The organism is Actinospineispora eucalypti, from assembly GCF_039543365.1.
GTDB lineage: Bacteria > Actinomycetota > Actinomycetes > Mycobacteriales > Pseudonocardiaceae > Pseudonocardia > Pseudonocardia eucalypti.
Genome location: NZ_BAABJP010000048.1, coordinates 121,527 through 138,923 on the forward strand (window position 1 = coordinate 121,527; position 17,397 = coordinate 138,923).

1 protein-coding gene (cut by a window edge) is annotated in these 17,397 nt (G+C 69.3%); it reads right to left on the reverse strand.

Annotated features, from left to right (window positions below; all coding sequences use genetic code 11):
- Positions 1-16,555: the start of an alpha/beta hydrolase gene (locus ABEB12_RS34570; RefSeq protein ID WP_185063277.1), read on the reverse strand. Its footprint begins 32,912 nt before the window's first position; only the first 16,555 of its 49,467 coding nucleotides appear in the window; it begins with the start codon at positions 16,553-16,555; its stop codon lies beyond the left edge, outside the window.
- Between the last annotated feature and the right edge of the window lie 842 nt (positions 16,556-17,397).

Consider the following 17,397-nt stretch of genomic DNA (forward strand, 5'->3'; position numbering starts at 1 on the left):
CGCCGGCCATCGCCAGCTTGTGCTTGATTGCGTGTTCGGGGCGGGCGGTGACCAGTACCGCGTCGATCTTGTGGTTCTCCCAGAGGATCTTCGCGAGCAGTTCGACCTCCGCGACGGTGCCGCTGATGTCGACCACCGGCTGGCCCTTGGTGAAGGCATCGGCAATCTCTTGCGCGCGGGCGGTGAGCTTCTCCTCGACGGTGCGGTAAGTACTGAGGGCGAGCACCTCCACGTTGCGCGGATTCGAGCCCTTGATCGGCACCACCCGCAGCCCATAGATCTTTGCGAACGAGCTGATGTCGCGCTTGGAGCCGGCGCTGCCCGACGGCCCGTCGATTGCGCCGATGTTGCGCTTTGCACCGGCGGTACCGGTCAACCCGCCGACCGAGTTGTAGAGCCGCGTATACTGCTTCGCGGTGATCTGGGCCTTGGTGCGCTGGGAGCTACCGATCTTCAGGCCGTGCTTGGCCTCGAGCGCCTCATGCAGGCCACCGCGCCAACGTTGGCTGGGCAGCAGGTAGCCGGTGTACCTGTCGACGATGACGATCTTCCCGTGCGCCACGATGTACGGCTTGTCCACGCTGTAGAGGTGGTGTGCCCGCAGGGCCTGCCTCACCGCCTCCGCACTCAGCCCCGGAGCCCGTTCGGTGATCATGCGTTCCCCGGCGCGGGTCAGCTTGATCTGCCCGGTCCACCGGCTGAACGTGAAGTGCTCCTTCGACTTCATGTTCACGGCGACGTCATTGGCCTGATAGGCAACCTTTGCCAACGCGTTCTGCTGGGCCTCGGAGAACGCCAGGACGTGCGGGGTACGTCCGGCGTCGATCAGGATCAGGTCGGCCTCGTCGATGAGAAGCCGGTCATAGCCACGCTGCAACCGCTGGCCTTCGGGCAGATACTTCTCGTAGAGCCGGTCGAAGTAGTAGGTGCTCTTGTCGGCGACGGTGATCGGCGCCTCGTAGGCCACCTTCTGGGTGGCGTCGGAGTATGTGTGGTGCGCACGGGGCCGCGCCCACCCGATCTCGACACCCTGGCGCCTGCCGATCCGCTGGAACTTGAGGTAATCGCGCTTGGCGAGGCCCGGGTCGCTGGTCACGACGTGCACGCCACGGCCCTTGATCGCCGCGCCATCGAGCTCGTTCGAGCGCAGGGACCACCAGAAGGCGTCCAACATCGCTACGAACGTCTTGCCCTCGCTGGTGGGCAGCTCGACCACGGTGCCCCGCACCCGTTTGGGCAACAACGCCTTGAACAGGATGTACTTGCCTCGGCCCTTGCCCAACGCATAGGCGGCAGCCACCTGGGCGTCAGTGAGGATGATCGGGTCGCCGTCCTTCCCGACGAACTCCCGCGAGATCGACAGGCCGGTCAACGCGTAGGACTTGTCCTGCACGCCATCGAGCGCCGCCTGCGAGCCCTTGCCCTCAATGACCCGCCGCTGAAGTTCGGCCCGCACCCGGGCCTCCTGCGCCTCCAGCTCCTCGAGCGTCAGCGAACGCCCCTTGGCCTTGGCCTCTTCGAGAGCCTCGGCCATCAACCGGTCGAACTCCGCCCGGTAGCCAGGGATCCGATCCCAGTACGGCTTCAGCGCCAGCTCGTAGCGGAACTGGCGTGCCCGGTCGAGCGTCCGGGAGATCCGTCCGCCTGAAGCCGCGTTCTCCGCCTGCTTGCCGGAGCCAATCACCATGGCCAGGCGGATGTTCTTGGGCGCCTTGGTCAGGACGGTGTCGCCATCGTGGAAGCGCACCTCGTCGGTGGTCTTCTCCCAGTAGATCAGGTGGGAGGAGTCGGCACCCTTGTCCCAGCCCCAGACGAACCCCCGGGTGCCGACCTCCGCGAACTTCATGCGCAGGTTGAACATCCAGGCCGACGTCTTGGTGAACAAGCCGTCGTACTTGTCCTGGAACTTGGTCCGGACCTTGGCCGAGTCCTGGTCGTCCGGCCCTGCCTTGCGCACCTTGGCCGGGTCGACGCTGCTCGGGCCGAGGTCGGCGTTCGCCTCGCTCAGGCACGCGCAGTTGTCATCGGGGGTCAGCCCGCGCGACGTGCCCGAGTCGGACCGTCCGCCGAACTTGCCCTTGATGAACTGCTTGAACTGACCGAACAGGCTCGGGGGGCCCTTGTTGTTGACCTCGTGAGGTCTGTTCACGGTGCCATCACCGTGCTGCTCGGGTGTGCCCGAGCCGTCGAGCTCCGGAGCTGTCGGGTCCTTGCCCAGCACCCCGGACGAGCCCGAGCCGGAGCCGCCGGGGTTGTTCGGGGAGTTGACCACCGATTCCTGGCCGTGGCCGTCCGGCTGGGTGGACTTGTTGGGCCCGCTGGCCAGGACCTTGGTGTTCGAGCGTCCCACCGTCGGACCGTTGCCGCCCGACCCCGCGTTGGTGTAGCCGCTGTCGCCGGAACCGTTGTTCACTGGCTGGGCCTCGGTCGAGGTCTGGCGGGGGGTTGCGGTGCCGGTGTCCGGGTGCGATGCGGCCTGGACGGTGCGGTCGCCCTGGACCTGGCCGGACTGGGGCTGGCCATTCGAGGTCGAAGCGCCGACCGGCGGTGGCGTGTTGTCCTGATCACCGCGGTTGAACACCCGGTCCCGCGTCCGCTGCCAGACGCCACCCTGCTTGGTGTCTCCGCCCGAACCACCCTGCTGGTTCTGGCCGCCCTGCTGGCTCTGGCCACCCGGCTGAGCCGGCGTGGTCGACCCGGTCGGCCCGGCCTGGGTGGATGCCCCAGTCTGGCCGGCCTGCTGGGTCGGGGTGACCGGTGCGGCCTGGCCCCCCTGCCCGGCCTGTCCGGTCGGTCGAAGCTCGTCAGGTGGCCGGGCCTCGTCGGGTGTTCGGGTTGTTTCGGGTGACGGGTCTTCGTGAACCCGTCCGTTGCGGTCGGGGATGAGCACTCGTGGTTGGCCGGGTGTCTCGAGTGTTTCGGATCGTGGGTCCTCCTGGACCCGCCCGTGGCGGTCGGTGATGACCAGCTGTGGTTGGTCGGGTGTTTGGCTTGTTTCGGATCGCGGGTGCTCCTGGACGCGTCCGTGGCGGTCGGTGATGACCAGCTGTGGTTGGTCGGACGCCGGCTTCTCCTGGACCCGCCCGTCGCGGCCGGCCACGACCAGCTTCGACACGCCGTTCGTCGCGGCGGCGTTCATGGCCGCCAGAGCGGACGGATCGCTGGTCTTTCCGTTCGAGTCGACCAGGGTCTGCAGCTTCGCGCCGAAGTTCTTCTCCGGCCGCATGCTCTTGGTCATCCTGTGCGCCGCGAGCGGCATGGCCAGCATGCCCCAGCCCATCAGGATCTGGCCGCCCTGGTTCAGGTCCCAGTGGCCCTTTGCCCGGGAGTCGGCGATGTACTGGTAGGTGGCTTGGGCGTTGAGGTAGACGAAGTCGCCGAGGGCGATCCCGTTGGCCACCCTGAGGCCGCGCGAGGAGGAGATTCCCAGTGCTCTGCCCGCGTTGCCGGCGGCGAGGGCTTCGTTCCCGGCACGTGATGCCGCCAGCGCGGATGCGCCGAGCTTGGCCGCGCGGAACGCGACACCCATGGTGCCCAGTGAGAGTACGTCCCCCCCAAGGCCCAGCCAGGTGTGGAAGGCTTCGGAAGAGCTGGACGGGCTGATGCTCAGGCCGTGCTCGGACATGTTCCGCAGATGCTTGATCTCCCGAACGGCGGAGACCGTCCCGGCGGCGCCCATGATCGCGATGCCGGCCATGGTTGCGGCGCCTCCGCCGACGGGGAGGGTCAGGATCCCGCCGACGACCATGGGTGCGCCGAGGACCCAGCCGGCGTTCCGGTCCCACCAGGTCGGCGACTTGTGCCCGCCGCCGCTGTAGACGTCGCTGTTCGCGCTTCTCCCGTTGGTGCTGGTCCAGTCCCTCGACGTGCTGATCTGGATGTCCGGGCTGTACATGCGGTTGTTGTCATGGAAGTCGTCGACACCGCTGTAGCGCTGGCCGTTGCGGTCGAAGACCTTTTCCTCGTACGGGGACTCCGGCGTCTTCCCCGGCACGGTGCCGATCTTGGCCTCGGAGAAGCTCGAGGCCGTCTTGACGGGTTTGCGGAAGGTCTCGCTGAAGGTCCAGTCCGCGACGACCCTGCCGTGCTCATCGACGACCAGGATGATGTTCCCAGAGACCTTGCCGTCGGTCTCGCGGCCCTTCCCGTACTCATCCATCTCGTCGACGGGGGCGCCCAGCCGCTTGAGCTCCTCCCTGCTGAGATCGTGGATGTTCTCGACCCCCACGGCTTGCAGGTACTGATCCTCCACTCCCTTCAGACTGGTGATTCCCTGGGCGGCGAGCTCGGCGCGGCGATCGGCCGCAGTCGCGCCGGGCGTCAGCGGCCGGCCTTCGCTGTCCAGCGGCAGGCCGCCCTGATCAAATGCCTTGGCCAGGGCAGAGCCGTTCGGGGCGGCCGCATCCTGGGCGGCCTTGAAGTAGGCCGATCGAGCCGCGATATAGAGGTCGGGGTGCCCGGAGGAGGGCAGTGGCAGGTCGCCCAGCTGGCTGTTGGGGTCGCGTGAGCCCTGGTCGCGGGCGAGGGTGTTGTAGTTGAGCCCTGCCAGGGTGGCCAGCGGCCTGTAGTAGTCCTTGGCCAGGCCCTTCTGGTAGTCGCTGCTGGATTTCTCCATCTTGCCGGCGAGACCGGCGGCGTCCTTCTGCAGCGCGTCCCAGGCCCTGAGCCGGTTGGCCAGCTTGGGGTCGCCGAGGGTCTCGGCCGCCTCGATGTCGTCCTGGCGCTGCTCATCGGTGCTCATGGTGATCTTGCCGGGCAGGGTCTTCTGCAGGTTCTCGATGTTCGTCTGAACGGCCTCGATCCCGGCCTTCTTGCCATCGAGCCGCGTCTTCCAGTCGTCCATCTCCTTGGCCTGCCACGGGTAGGCGCCGCCGGCCTTGTTCAGCTCCTGGACGCGAGCGTCCCGCTGGGCCGACTCCTGGTTGAGCGCCCGGATCCGGGTCAGCAGGTGCAGACCGGCAACCGTCGCGGCGCTGCTCTTCGCCTGCTCGTAGGGGGTGAGCTCGGTCAACGGCTTGCCGGTCTTGGGGTCGATGCCGACCTTGGGGAGCTTGGTCTGGTAGTAGCGCTTCTCCGCGTCTTGGAAGGTCTCGCCCGGGGTCTTGCCGACCGCACTGACGTTGGCGCCCGCCATCTGGTCATTGGCGCCGGTCTTGGCCTGGTAGGACACGCCGCTGATCGCGTCGACCAGGCCGCGGGCGCCGGAGTACTCCTGGTCCATGCTCAGCGCCTGCGTGATCACATTGAGGTGCGGCTGCAGCTTGTCGTAGCTGAGCTTGCCCGCGTTGTACTGCTTCTGCGCGGCCAGCGCTGCCTTCAGGCCAGGCAGTTGCTTCTCGAGCTGCTGGCTGCGGCGCTGCAACGTGTCCAGCGCGCCGGCCACCTTGATCACGGCCAGGTCCTTCCGGCCCTGGGTCAGCTCCGGCAGGCCGGCGAGGTACTCCTTGTAGTAGTTGGTGCCGTGTGCCGCGTCGTAGCGCTGGAGGATCTGCTCGCCGGCCGCGTCCAGCGGCGGGAGCGGATCACCAGGCTTGATCCCGAGGGGCGCAAGCAGCTTGTACATCTGTTTGTCGATCGAAGTGTTCTGGCCGGGCCGCAGGTAGGTCGGGTCGATGCCGGCCATCCAGGACTCGTGCGGGGTGCCCACCCAGCCGAGGTTGGTCAGCCCGGCGCCGCTGGTCTTGCACGCCGTGGCGCCGGCCTCGCAGCCGAAGCCGCTGTTGCCGGTGATCTCGCCCTTCTTGTTGACGGTGGGGAACAGCAGGTAGCCCGCGCCCTCCAGGCGCTGGCCCTTGACGTTGGTGCTGTCACACCCGTTGCCGGAGCAGACCACGCCGCCGCCGGGCCCGTAGACCATGCCGATGTGGCAGCCGGCCTTGGCCGAGTCGCACTGTGATCTATTGCCGTACGGGTCGACCCAGCCCTGCACCTTCTTGTCGGGCATGTGGTAAGGGTCGTCGGGGCCATGGAACTCGACCGTGCCGGCCTGGCTCGGCAGCTCGCCCAACTTGACCATCGGCTCGTAGAGCGTGACGTCCTCGAGTGCGGGCGCCTGCTTCATGCCCTTGGGCCGGGTCAGGGCGCAGTCGCCGGTGCACTTGATCGAGCCCCCGTTGCCCTTGCCATCGGGGGTGACGACGCCGAGGCCGTCCTCCTTGTCGATGACCTTCTCGCCGACCTTCTTCTCACCCGCCTCGTAGACCTTCTTCTCCCGCGACTGCGGGTCGAAGGCCTCCGCGGTCTTGTCGCGGGGCCTCGGTATCTCCTCGTCGTTGTAGACGTCGATCGGGTGGCTGCGGTCGGTCTGCTCGATCCCGTAGCCCTCGTTGAGCTTGACCTCGCCGGCCTGGCCGCCGCCCATGTCGTAGTAGCCCGGGGTGTCGACACCCCGAGTCGTGATCATCGTCCAGTTGTTCCCCTGGGTTACCCCGTTGCCGACGGAGGTGATGACGTCCTTGCCGTCCTTGCCCACCTGCAGGATGACCGTGCCCTTGCCGGTGTGGCTGTACTCGCCCGGGTTGGCCCAGCCGTCGCGGCCGAACATCGGACGGGCGCTGCCCGCGAGGTCGATGTGGTCGGTGAAGGTGCCGCGCTTGTGGCCCTTGCTCAGATCGATGCTCTTCACATCGCCGGTGCAGCCGCCGTTGCAGGTGAACCCGAACGCCGTACCGGCGGGGCTGCCCAGGCGGCCGGAGTTCTGGTTGGGGTCCTTGCCCTTCGGGCGGGAGTCGTGGAAGTTCATCGTCGTGTCGGTGACACCGTCGTGCACGCTGCCCTTGCCCTGCATCCAGTAGTAACCCTCACCGTCCGCGCCGGCGGCCAGGGCGCAGCCGGTGTTGGAAGTGCAGGTGCTGTTCTTGCCGCCGACGGTCTGGTTGACCGTGCCGTAACCGTTGGGGCCGAAGCTGATCGTCCCGTCGCCACCGCCATTGATCGGAAGCTTCGTCTTCTTGCACTCCGGGCAGGGTTTGGTCTCCAGCTCGCCGTCGGCGGTCTTGATGTACTTGACGAGGTTGCCGTTTTTGTCCAGCCCGAACCCGGTTGCCGTGTCGCCCTTGCCCAGCACCTTCTTCAGCGTCGAGATGTCCCACTGGTTGTAGCCGTAGCTGTTGGCCACCTGTAGCCAGGTTTGCAGTGTGAGCCCGTCCGCGTTCTTGGACACGATGGGCTTCATCGGCTTGTGGTCGCGGCCCTCGAGGGTGATCGTGCCCCGCCCGAAGTGCGCCAGGTTCCCCAGGTTGCCCAGCCCGTCCCGGCCGGACATCAGGTTCGAGGTGCCCTCGAGGTCGATCTTGTCGGTGAACTTGCCCTTACCCAGGTCGACGTTGCTCAGCTTGCCGTCGCAGCCGCCGTTGCAGGTGAACTCGAACGCCTTGCCCTTGCTGTTGCCGAAGCTGCCCTCGTTCAAATTGGTCGCGGCACCGGCCGGCCGCGAGTCCTTGTAGTGCAGGTCGGACCCGGTGATGCCGTCGTGCACCTTGCCGTTGCCGGCCATCCAGTAAGCGCCGTTGCCCTTGCCGTCACCGGAGATCGCGCAACCCGCGTTCGTGTCGCACTTGTGCTCGCCACCGCTGGGCGCCCCCGTGGGCCGGGTGACCGAGGAGTGCGCGGCGTCGGTAAAGGTGATCGTGGAGCCGCCGACGTCGACGGTCTTGCCCGGCACACATTCACCGGCGGCGCACGGGCGGGAGGTGACCTTCCCGTCCGCGCCCTTGCTCCAGATCGTCCAGTTGCCCTTGGCGTCCTTCTTCAGGCCGCCGGCGGTGCCGTTCTGGCCCGCCATCCACTTGTCGATGTCCTGCACCTTGTGCGCGGCGCGCGCCCGGGCGATGGCGATCTGCTCGTTGTACGACGGGCCGGTCTTGACGAACCCGGTGGCGTGCTCCTGCTCCTTTGTAAAGCCGGAGCAGTCACCGAAGCACCGGACCTTGGCCTGTGCGGCGCGAGCGTCGGCCTGCGCCTGCACACCACAGCTGCCGCCGCCCTTCTTGTTGCCCCGGCAGGTGCCCGACGCGTCGGCCTTGCCGTAACCCGACGGCTGGTCCGGGTGCGCCTTGCTGGCCTGCACCGAGTAGGAGTCGTGCGCCTCGGCATGTGCGGAGTAGTTGTTGACGCAGTTCTTCGCGCCCTTGCACGTCGCGCTGGCCTGCGCCTGGCCTGGGCCGGCGCTGGTCGCGGCCATCACCTGGACCAGGCCGCCGCCGTTCTCGCCCTCCTCCGAGCCATGCGCGTACGCCTTCGCCCAGTTCGCCCCGGCGCGGGAGCGGTCCGAGGTGGTGGCCTCGAAGGCGTAGTGGCACCGGGCACCCTTGTTGGCCTGGCAGGTCGCGCCGGCCAGGGCACTGCCGTCCTTCGATGCGCCCACCTGGACCCCGCCGGCACATTGGCCGCCGCGGCCCAGGGTGCAGTCGCTGGACGCCTTGCCGTGGGCCTTGCCGGCCTTCGCGGTTCCGGTGGCCTTGGCCTTGCAGCCGGTGGACGCCATGCACTGGAAACCGACCTGCGCCATCTCGGGCGACGCGCTGCCGTTGGTCCCGGCCAGGCATCCGGCGTTGCTGTGGCAGACGCTGTTCGCGCCGGCGCGCACCCGCTTGGCGCCGACCGCGTTGGTCTTGCTGACCGCGTGTACCGGGCAACCGGCCTTGCTGCCGTTGTCGCAGCTACCCACGATGCTCACCGAGGTGGTGGCGAACCGGCTGTCCTTCTTCACCGTGGGTGCAGTCACCTGTGTGCTGGCGCTGGCCCGGATGCTGGCCTGGCACACGCCCTTACAGGCGGTATTCCCGTTGCCGGCGCTGCCGGAGCGGTGGGCGCCCTGGCTGGCTCGGGCCTTCGCCGAGCCGGTGATCTTGCCGGTGCAGCCGGCGTCCGCGCACACCAGGGTTGAACCGGTCTCGGCGGTGCCGGCGCGGCCCGGGATGGCCTTGCCCAGCTTGTCCTTCTTGGTGGCCTTGGTGCGCTGGCCGGAGTCGGGCAGCACCGTGCCGCTCGCGTCGCTGCTGAGCGCGCAGCCGGCGCCGGTGGTGGCGCAGGTGACCGCGGAGCGCGAGGTGCCCGGGACGCCGCTGGTGTTGCCGGCGGTGCTGGCTGTGGTCCGGCAGCCCGTCTTGCCGGCCTTGTCGCAGCTGGCCGAGATGCTCACTGAGGTCGCGACGGACCGGTCGTCCGCCGGCGTGGCCACCTGGGTGGTCACGCCGGCCCGGATGGCCGCCGTGCATGGGCCGGAGCAGGCGGTGCTGCCCTGGCCCGCGCTGGCGACCCGCTGGCCTGGCTGGCGCACCTGGGCCTTGGCGGCTCCGGTGACCTTGCCCGTGCAACCGGTGTCCGCGCAGATCACGTTGGAGCCGGTCTCAGCGGTGCCGGCGAAGCCCGGGATGGCCTTTGTGGCGGACCTGCCGACCTTGGCGCGCTGGCCGGAGCCGGCGAGCACGGTGGTGGTGGCGTCGCTGGTGACCGTGCAGCCCTTGGCGCCAGCCGCGCAGGTGGCCGCGCTGCGCGAGATCCCAGGGATGCCCGCGGTGTTGCCGGTGGTGGTGGCCGTGCAGCCGCGGCCGGCGCACTCGACCAACGAGGAGGACTGCGACCAGGAGGCCGGGACCGAGGCGGCGGCGGGAGCCTTGCCGGCCTTGGCGGCTTGGGCGGCGGTCTTGGCGGCCTGCTTGGCGGCGGCGGCGGCCTTGGCGGCGGCCTGCTTCTGAGCCTGGGTGGCACCCGGGGCGGCGGCGGTCTTCGCGGCCTTCTCCGCCTGGGCCTTCGCCTGCCGGGCCTGCGTGGCCAGATCGGTGGCGGCGGTCCTGTTCCGTTCGGTGATGATGTCGGCGACTACCTGCCCGGACGCCGCACTCGAGGTGGACATCGCCTGGCAAGCGGCACCGGTGGTATTGCACGTGCCGGTGGTCTGGTTCTGGCTGCTCGGTGGGCCTCGGGAGCCCTCACCGCCGTTGCGGTGGTTGGTGCCGGTGATGCCGGTCGCGGTGCTGTGCGGGTTGCCCTTGCATGCCGTGTTCCCTTCGCAGAGCAGGTTGGCCCAGGCGGTGGTCCAGCTGGACGCGCCGGGCACGGTCGGGCCGCCGGTGACGGCGGACGAGCCGGGTGCGGTCGGCTGGTTCGGGTCCTGGCCGGGCCGCTTGTCGTCACCGCTGGAGGCGGTCTGGCCGCCCTTGCCGCCGATCGCGGTGTTGCTGGTGACGGCGTTGCTGGTCGGCTGGTCCTGGACCATCGGCTTGATGCTGTTGGCGTCGGGGCTGCTGGACGAGGCGCCGTTGATCACCGCGACGCAGCGGCCGCCGGTGGTGCCGGCGCAAGAGCCCTCGGCCTTGTTGCCCCTTGCTTCCGCGGAGACGCCCGGGTTCGTGGCGAGCACGACGCCGGTCAGCCGACCGCCGCCGGTCCCGGTCAGCTTGCCGCCGATGGTGGTCGCGGCGGACGGGCCGGTGCCCAGCCGCTTGAGGTTCACGTCTTCACCGGCGTAGGTGAGCGCGGCGCCCGGGCCGGTCACGGCGTTGGACATGGTCTGCACCTGGCAGCTCGGCGCGCCCGGCTGGCAGGTCACCAATCCGGAGGAGGTACGCGGCTGGCCGCCGTTCACCGCGCCGTCCCAGGCGGCGGCGCTGGTCCGCGCCGCGCCCTGGCAGTTCCGTGAGCGGCAGTCGACGGAGGCCGAGGCGCGGGAGGCCGAGGACGGGCCGGCGGTGGGCTGGCCAGGCAGTGGCTTGCCGTCCTTGCCGAGCTTGATGAAGTCCAAGGCAGAGGAAGCGTCCGAGCTGGTCTGGCCGAGGCAACCGCCGTTGCGCACCGAGCAGGCGGCGGTGTCGGAGGAGCCCCGCCGGAACTTGGACACCGCGGTGTCCAGCGCGGAGGTCTCCGCGTAGGACGTCCCGCCGCAGCGCAGCGCGTCCTCGCAGCGAACCTGCGCGTCGGCGTGCGAGACGCTGACCACGCCGGCGGCGAGCTTGGCGCCATCGGAACGGGTCTGCGCTTCGCGGAAGGCCACGGTCGTCTCGCCGCCCGAGCCGCAGGTCCCGTTGAACCCGTGCACCGCGCAGCGGGTCACGCCGTCGGAATCACGGAGCCCCTTGATGTCCCCGACCGCCTCACCGGAGGTGGCCCCGGACTGCGAGGCCTTGCACTCCGCCGAGTCGCACCCGAGCGTGGCCAGGATCCGGGAGATCGCGGTCGGGCGGGAGTTCGTGAGGTCGACGGTCGAGCTGGAGTCGTTGTCGCAGCTGGCGGTGCTGCCGCCGACGGTGCAGCCGTTGTGCGCATCGGTCCGGCGGATGGCTGCCTTGCGGCCGGCGCCAGCGACGATCCGCGCCACGGTGGCGGTGCCCGCGCTGCCCGCACAACCTGTCTCCTGGTCGCAGTCGACCGAGCCGTGGGTGAGCACCCCGGTGCCGTCGCCGGTGTCCACGCCCAGGCCGGAGGACGAGGTGCAGTCGCCGCCCCGGACGGCGCAGCGCGCGGTGCCGGCGTGCGCCCGGTCGTCGGCCGTCGTGCGCACGATCCGACCGTTGGTGTTGGACACCGAGTCGCCCGAGCAGCCCTTCCCGCTCTCGGCGCAGTCGACCCGGGCCTCCGCAACGGACGGGGCGCCGAACCGCGCGGCCACCGTGAGGGTGACGTCGCAGCCGACCGCGCCGGCCTGGCAACGCGCCCGGCTGCCGGCCGCGCTCAGAGTGGTTCCGACCGTCAGACGGCCGGTGGCGTAGTTGTAGCAAGTCCCGTTGCGGGTGTTGCAGTCCGAGCCGGCCTCGGCCGGGCTGGCGAACCCGTTGAGCGCGCAGTCCTTGGTGCACGCACCGTTGAACAGCGAGATGCCCTGCTTCCGTCCGGCCGCCGCCAGCTCCTCGACGCCGGGCAGGGCCAGTGTGCGGCCGTTCTCCGCACAGCCGTTGTGTGCCCGGCAGTAGGTCTCCGCGTTCCGGGTGTAGGCGGTACTGCCGGTCTCGCAGTCACCGACGCCGCACTTGGTGTTGGCCACGGTCTTGCCGACGGCGGTGGTGGTGCCGCAGCCCTTGGCCGGGTCGCAGAACGCAACGGCCAGCCGGGCTCCGAGCCTGGACTGACTGGAGCAGCCCCGCAGGCCCAGCAGGCAGTAGGTCTCATCCCGCTTCACGGTGCCGGTCGTGGGGTCGATCGCCGCGCTGGAGCACTGTGCGAAGGTCCCGTCGTTGGCGCACGCCGCGTCGGCGCCGTCCCGACCGGGGTTGACCTGGAGATCGTCGTAGCCGGCGGTGTCACGCAGCTGCACGGTCCGCGCGTCCACCTGCTTGCGCAGTGTGTTGTAGGCGGCGACCTGCTTGTCGTACGCGGCCCTGGTCATCTTGCCGGCGAGGAACTGCTTGCGAGCCGCCGTCAGCGTGGTGGTCGCCTTGCCCATGTTCTGCTGGCCGGCGATCACGTCGTTGAGGAGGTCGGCGTCCTGGGCGTCCAGCTGGGCAGCGGAGGCGTTCGCCTTCTTCTGCAGCGCCCGCACGCCCCGGACCTGCCGGTCGTACAAAGCCTGGGTGGTCTTCTTGGCGGTGAGCATGGACTTGGCCGTGGCCAGGATCTTCTGACCCCTGATCAGCGTGAGCCGGTCCTCGAGCGCCTGCGAGATGACCTGCTCACCGTTGTCGGGGTCGTCGAGCAGCTGTGGCGGGCCTCGGTTGTCCAGGGACTGCGGCTGGCGGGTGCGCAGGTTGCCGTTGGTGAGGGCGCATTCGATGTCGCCGTCGCAGTCGGTGCCGGCGAACTGGCCGTCGTTGTCGAGCGCCCAGTTGTTGTCGGTGCCGGTCTGGCCGCTGCCCTGCCCGCCCTCTCCGGCGGCGGTGCCCTGGCCGTAGCGGCCGCCCGCGGCGAGCGCCTCGAGCAGGTCCTGCGCCGCGGTGGTCAGCACCTGGCGGGCCTGGTCGCCTGCCTGCTTGCCTGCGACCTGGCCGACCAGACCGGACACCAGGTCGGTGACGCCACCCAGAATCTGCTCGAGGTCATCCAGGTTCGCCGGCCGGGTGCCCTGCCCGTTGCTCGAACCACGGCCTGAACCGTTCCCGGAGCTGTTGCCCGAGACACCCGCGACCTTGAGGAGATCGGCGACGAAGTCATTGGTCAGGTCGGTGATCTGCTCGGCCAGCCCGCCCTGCTGACCCTGCTGCTGGCCGGTCTGGGCCTGGACATTGTTCTCGGCCTGCACCGGCCGCCGCCCCTGAAGGCGGTCGGTCAGCTGGTCGCGCAGCTCGTCCAACGCCTGCTCGGTCCGCCGCCCCGCCTTGCCGCCCGCGATCCTCGAAACGATCCCGGACGCGGCGTCGACGAACCGCTCCAGCAGGTCATCCAGGTTGTTGGTTTGGCTGGCGCCGCCCCCATTGCCGGCGCCACCCGAACCACCACCGGCCAGCAACCGCTCGAACACCCTGCTCAGGGCCTGCTCGGTCTGCTGTCCGGCGTCCTTGCCCGCGACCTGGGAAACCAGGTTCGCGGCGAGGTCGGTGAAGTTGCCCAGCGCCTCGTCCACGCTCGGCGTCTGCTGCCCTTGGGATTGCTGCTGTTGCTGGCCGGCGGCCTTCGCCTCGGCCATGAACGCGTCGTAGTACAGCTTCTTCCAGCCGTCCATGTCATCCGAGAACGGCCCGCCGTCCTCCGAGCCGACCCCACCGACGCGCTCCGGCAACGTCCGCGGCTTCTGCTCCGAGCCCTTGTCGACGCCAAGCAGTTCGAGCAGCTCGGACACGAAGCCGTTGGTCAGCTGCCCGATGGCCTGGCCGACGTTCGACTGCTGCCCATCGCCGTTCCCCGACGGCTTCGGCGGGTTGTAAGCCGGAAGCGTCCGCGGCTTCTGTTCCGAGCCACCAACACCGAGCAGCTGGAGCAGGCTCTGGACGAAGTTGCCGGTGAGCTTGGTGATGTCCTCGCCACGCTTGCCGCTGTCGGTGGGCTGCTGGGTGGCGGGCGGCCGGGTCTGTCTGCCACCAGTGTTTCCCGGCCGCCCGCCGTTGCCCAGCGCCTTTGTGAACTGGTCGGTCAGTTCTTCCAGGGCCTTGTTGACCTTCTTCGCGGCCTTCTTGCCGGCCACGTCCTTCACGATCCCGGTCACCACATCGGTGAACCGGTCGAAGACCTCATCCAGGTCCGGCTTCTGCTGCCGCGAGCTCTGCCCGGCACCGCCCTTGTTGCCACCTCGGACACCGAGCAGCTCCATCAGGTCGGCAACGAAGCCACGGGCCAGCTCGGGAACATCACCGGACCGGCCGTCACCAGACACACGAGCCGGCAACGTCTGCGGCTTCTGTTCCGAACCGGCGCCGCCGTTCGAGCCCCTGCCGACGCCCAGCAGCTCCAGCAGACCGGACACGAAGTCGTTGGTCAGCTGGTCGATGTCCTGGCCGAGATCCTGCTGGGTCGGCCGCTGGGAACCCTGGCCGTTGCTGGTGCTCGGCTTCCCCGGGGTCTGGCTCGAGCCGTTGGAACCCTTGCCGACGCCGAGCAGCTCGAGCAGGTCAGAGACAAAGTCGCGGGCCAGCTCGGAAATCTGGCCGCCCTGCCGGTCACCGGGCACGTAGGCCGGAAGCGTCCGCGGCTTCTGGTTCGAGGCACCGCCGCTGCCGTTCGAGCCCTTGCCGACGCCCAGCAGCTCCAGCAGACCGGACACGAAGTCGTTGGTCAGCTGGCCGATGTCCTGGCCGAGGTCCTGCTGGGTTGGCCGCTGGGAACCCTTGCCCTGCTGACCGTTGCCGTTTCCGGAGATGCCGAGCTTGCCGAACAGGTCGGTCAGGAAGTCGTTCACCGACCCACTGATCGCCTCGCCCATGCTCGGCTTCCGCAAGTTGTAAGCCGGGAGCGTCCGCGGCTTCTGCTCCGCGCCGGCACCACCGGTCGAACCCTTGCCGATGCCCAACAGATCCAGCAGATCGGACACGAAGCCGTTGGTCAGCTCGGCGATCTTCTCGGACTGCCCCTGAGGCACGTAGGCCGGAAGCGTGTGCGGCTGCTTGGAGCCGCCGGTGTGCTTGCCGATCAGGTTCAGCAGGTTCGACACGAAGTCGTGGGTGAGGTTGCTGATCTGGTCATCCTGCTGGGAGGGCCGGTGCTGGGCGCCACCGCCGCTGCGCGGGAGGCTGCCGATCAGGTCCCGGACGAACCCGAGGATGCCGCTGATGAAGTTGTCGATGCCGCCGGCCGGGGAGCGGTGGTGCTTGCTCGACCAGGAGGCCGGGTCGTTCTCGGAGGGGCTGTCGCGCTGGGGGCGAGGGCGGTGCGTGGCTGGGGGGCCGCGTCCGCCGCCGATGCCGGGGTGGTGGCCGATCAGGCTCGGGTCCTGGTCGGTGCAGCCGAGCGCCAGGCAGAAGATGGGCTGCTGGTCCTGCTCGGGCGCGAGACCGGAACCGCCGTGCGAAACATGCTTGGGGGCGCGCTCGGGCATGGCGAGCTGAAGATCGCTCGAGCCGTTGCCGGCGCCGCCGTGCTTGTTGAGCTTGTTGCTGACCGCGAGCGCCTCGGAGACCTGGTCGGTCAGCTCGGTCAGCGCGGCGCGGGTGTGCGAGCCGGCCTGCTTGCCGGCCACTCCACCGACGATCCCGGACACCAGGTCGACCACGCCGCCCATCACCTGCTCGACCTGTTCGGCCGCGGGGGCCTTCACCGCGGCACCGGAACCGGTCTGCTGCCAGGTGGTCGACGCGCGGTACGGGGCCGAATCGGTGGTGTCCGAAACCCGTGCGGTGGTCTCACGCGTCAACGCCGCCGGCGTCGCGGCCGAGTCACCGCCTTGCGCGGTGTGGTCGGCCAGACGCTCCAGCAGGTCCGACACGAGCTTCGTCACCGAGGTGCCAACCGAGTCGGCCACCCCACCGGTGGGCACGGAGTCGTTCCCCTCGGCGCCGGCGGCGATCGTCCGCTTCGGTTCCCCGACGACGCGCTTCGGGTCGGTCGGCTTCGGCCGGTCGACCGGCTTCGTGTGCGAGGCCGAGTCGCCCTCGCGCGCATTGCCGATCTTGTCGAGGAGGCTGGTGATGAAGTCGGTCACCGAGTCGACAACCGAGCGGCCGAGACTGCCTTCCGTGGCCACCGGACGCTGGCTGCCGTTCGCGGCCACCGTCGCCTGGGTGCCGTGTCCGGCGCCGGCGTGGCCACCGACGAACGGCCAATCGGCCGGTTCCGTGGCCGACGGGTCGGCGGCCGCCGCGGGCTGATACCGGGCGCGCAGCTCGGTCAATGACCGTGCGGACGTGGCCGTGGCCATCGTGGCCATCCGGCCGTCCAGACCGACGGACTGCCCGCCGCCGTTGTTCACCGCGGCCGGCTTCTGCTCACCGCCGCTGAACGAGAACGACCAATCCGATTTATTCGCGTCCGTATCGGAATCCTGCTCGTATGCGACCAATTGAACGGCGTTCGACTCATCCGCATTCGACACCGTCGAATCAGAAGCGGAAATGAACGTCGCGGCCATCCACAGCATCGCGGCACCGAGCAGCAGCTTCCCGAAGGACAGCGACGCCACCACCGACAGCAACCCGCGCAGCACGGACGCCCGCACGGCGCTGCCGCGCCGCCGGTCGTCTGCTGACTGGGTAGCCATCGAGCGTCACTCCCTGGCTCGGTCAAGATCCGAAAGGAACCCGCGCGTAGTACAGGAGTGATCGGAACCAGCCACGGTCGTCGTCACGTGGAGGTACATCCTTGCGGCGCAACGGCTACGCAAGTCGATCCGCCTTCACCCACACAAGCAGGCCGAAGGCGTACCTAGATCGACGCTCAGCACGGCAACTTCACGTGGTAGCGCATCCCCGGTGCCACAAGGCGCCAGGTCGATCGTCGCGCGGCGCACACTCTAACTTAATTTCGCTAAGGATGTCTACAGGTCGACCGCACGCGGCTGGCCCGTGCAGGCGCCCGGCTCGGGTCAGCACCGGCACGGCGGGACACGGCCAGCGGCCGGAACCGGCCAATTGATTCGGCACGAAATGGCGGTCGGCGCCGTGATGGCCACGCTGCGGATGGCCATTCCCGCACGATGCATGTCGCCATTTCGTCCGGCCACCGAGGTGCGGCCATTTGATGGCCATCGCCGGACGCCCAGCGTCGCCGTGGCCATCTACATCGTGGCCAGAGTGAGCGTGGCCACGGCCGGTTCTCAGCGATGGCCACACGGCCGGCCTCCTACTGGAACGGCCACGCCGGGTGGATCGGCCATAGCGGTTGACGCGTCTGCGGGCGACCGCTCCACCTTTCGCGGCGATCATCAGAGCCCGGCCCGGGGCGTCCGCCGGGCGCTGACCCACCGCCCCGGACCCGTCGGCGGCGGCGCCGAGACGGCGGCCTGAGTCGTCGCTCTGAAGCAGATCCGCTCGAAGCGCCCGGTGCCGGGTCTTCAGGAGCCTCGACTACGACCGCTTAATCAAGGTTAACCCCTAGTTCATT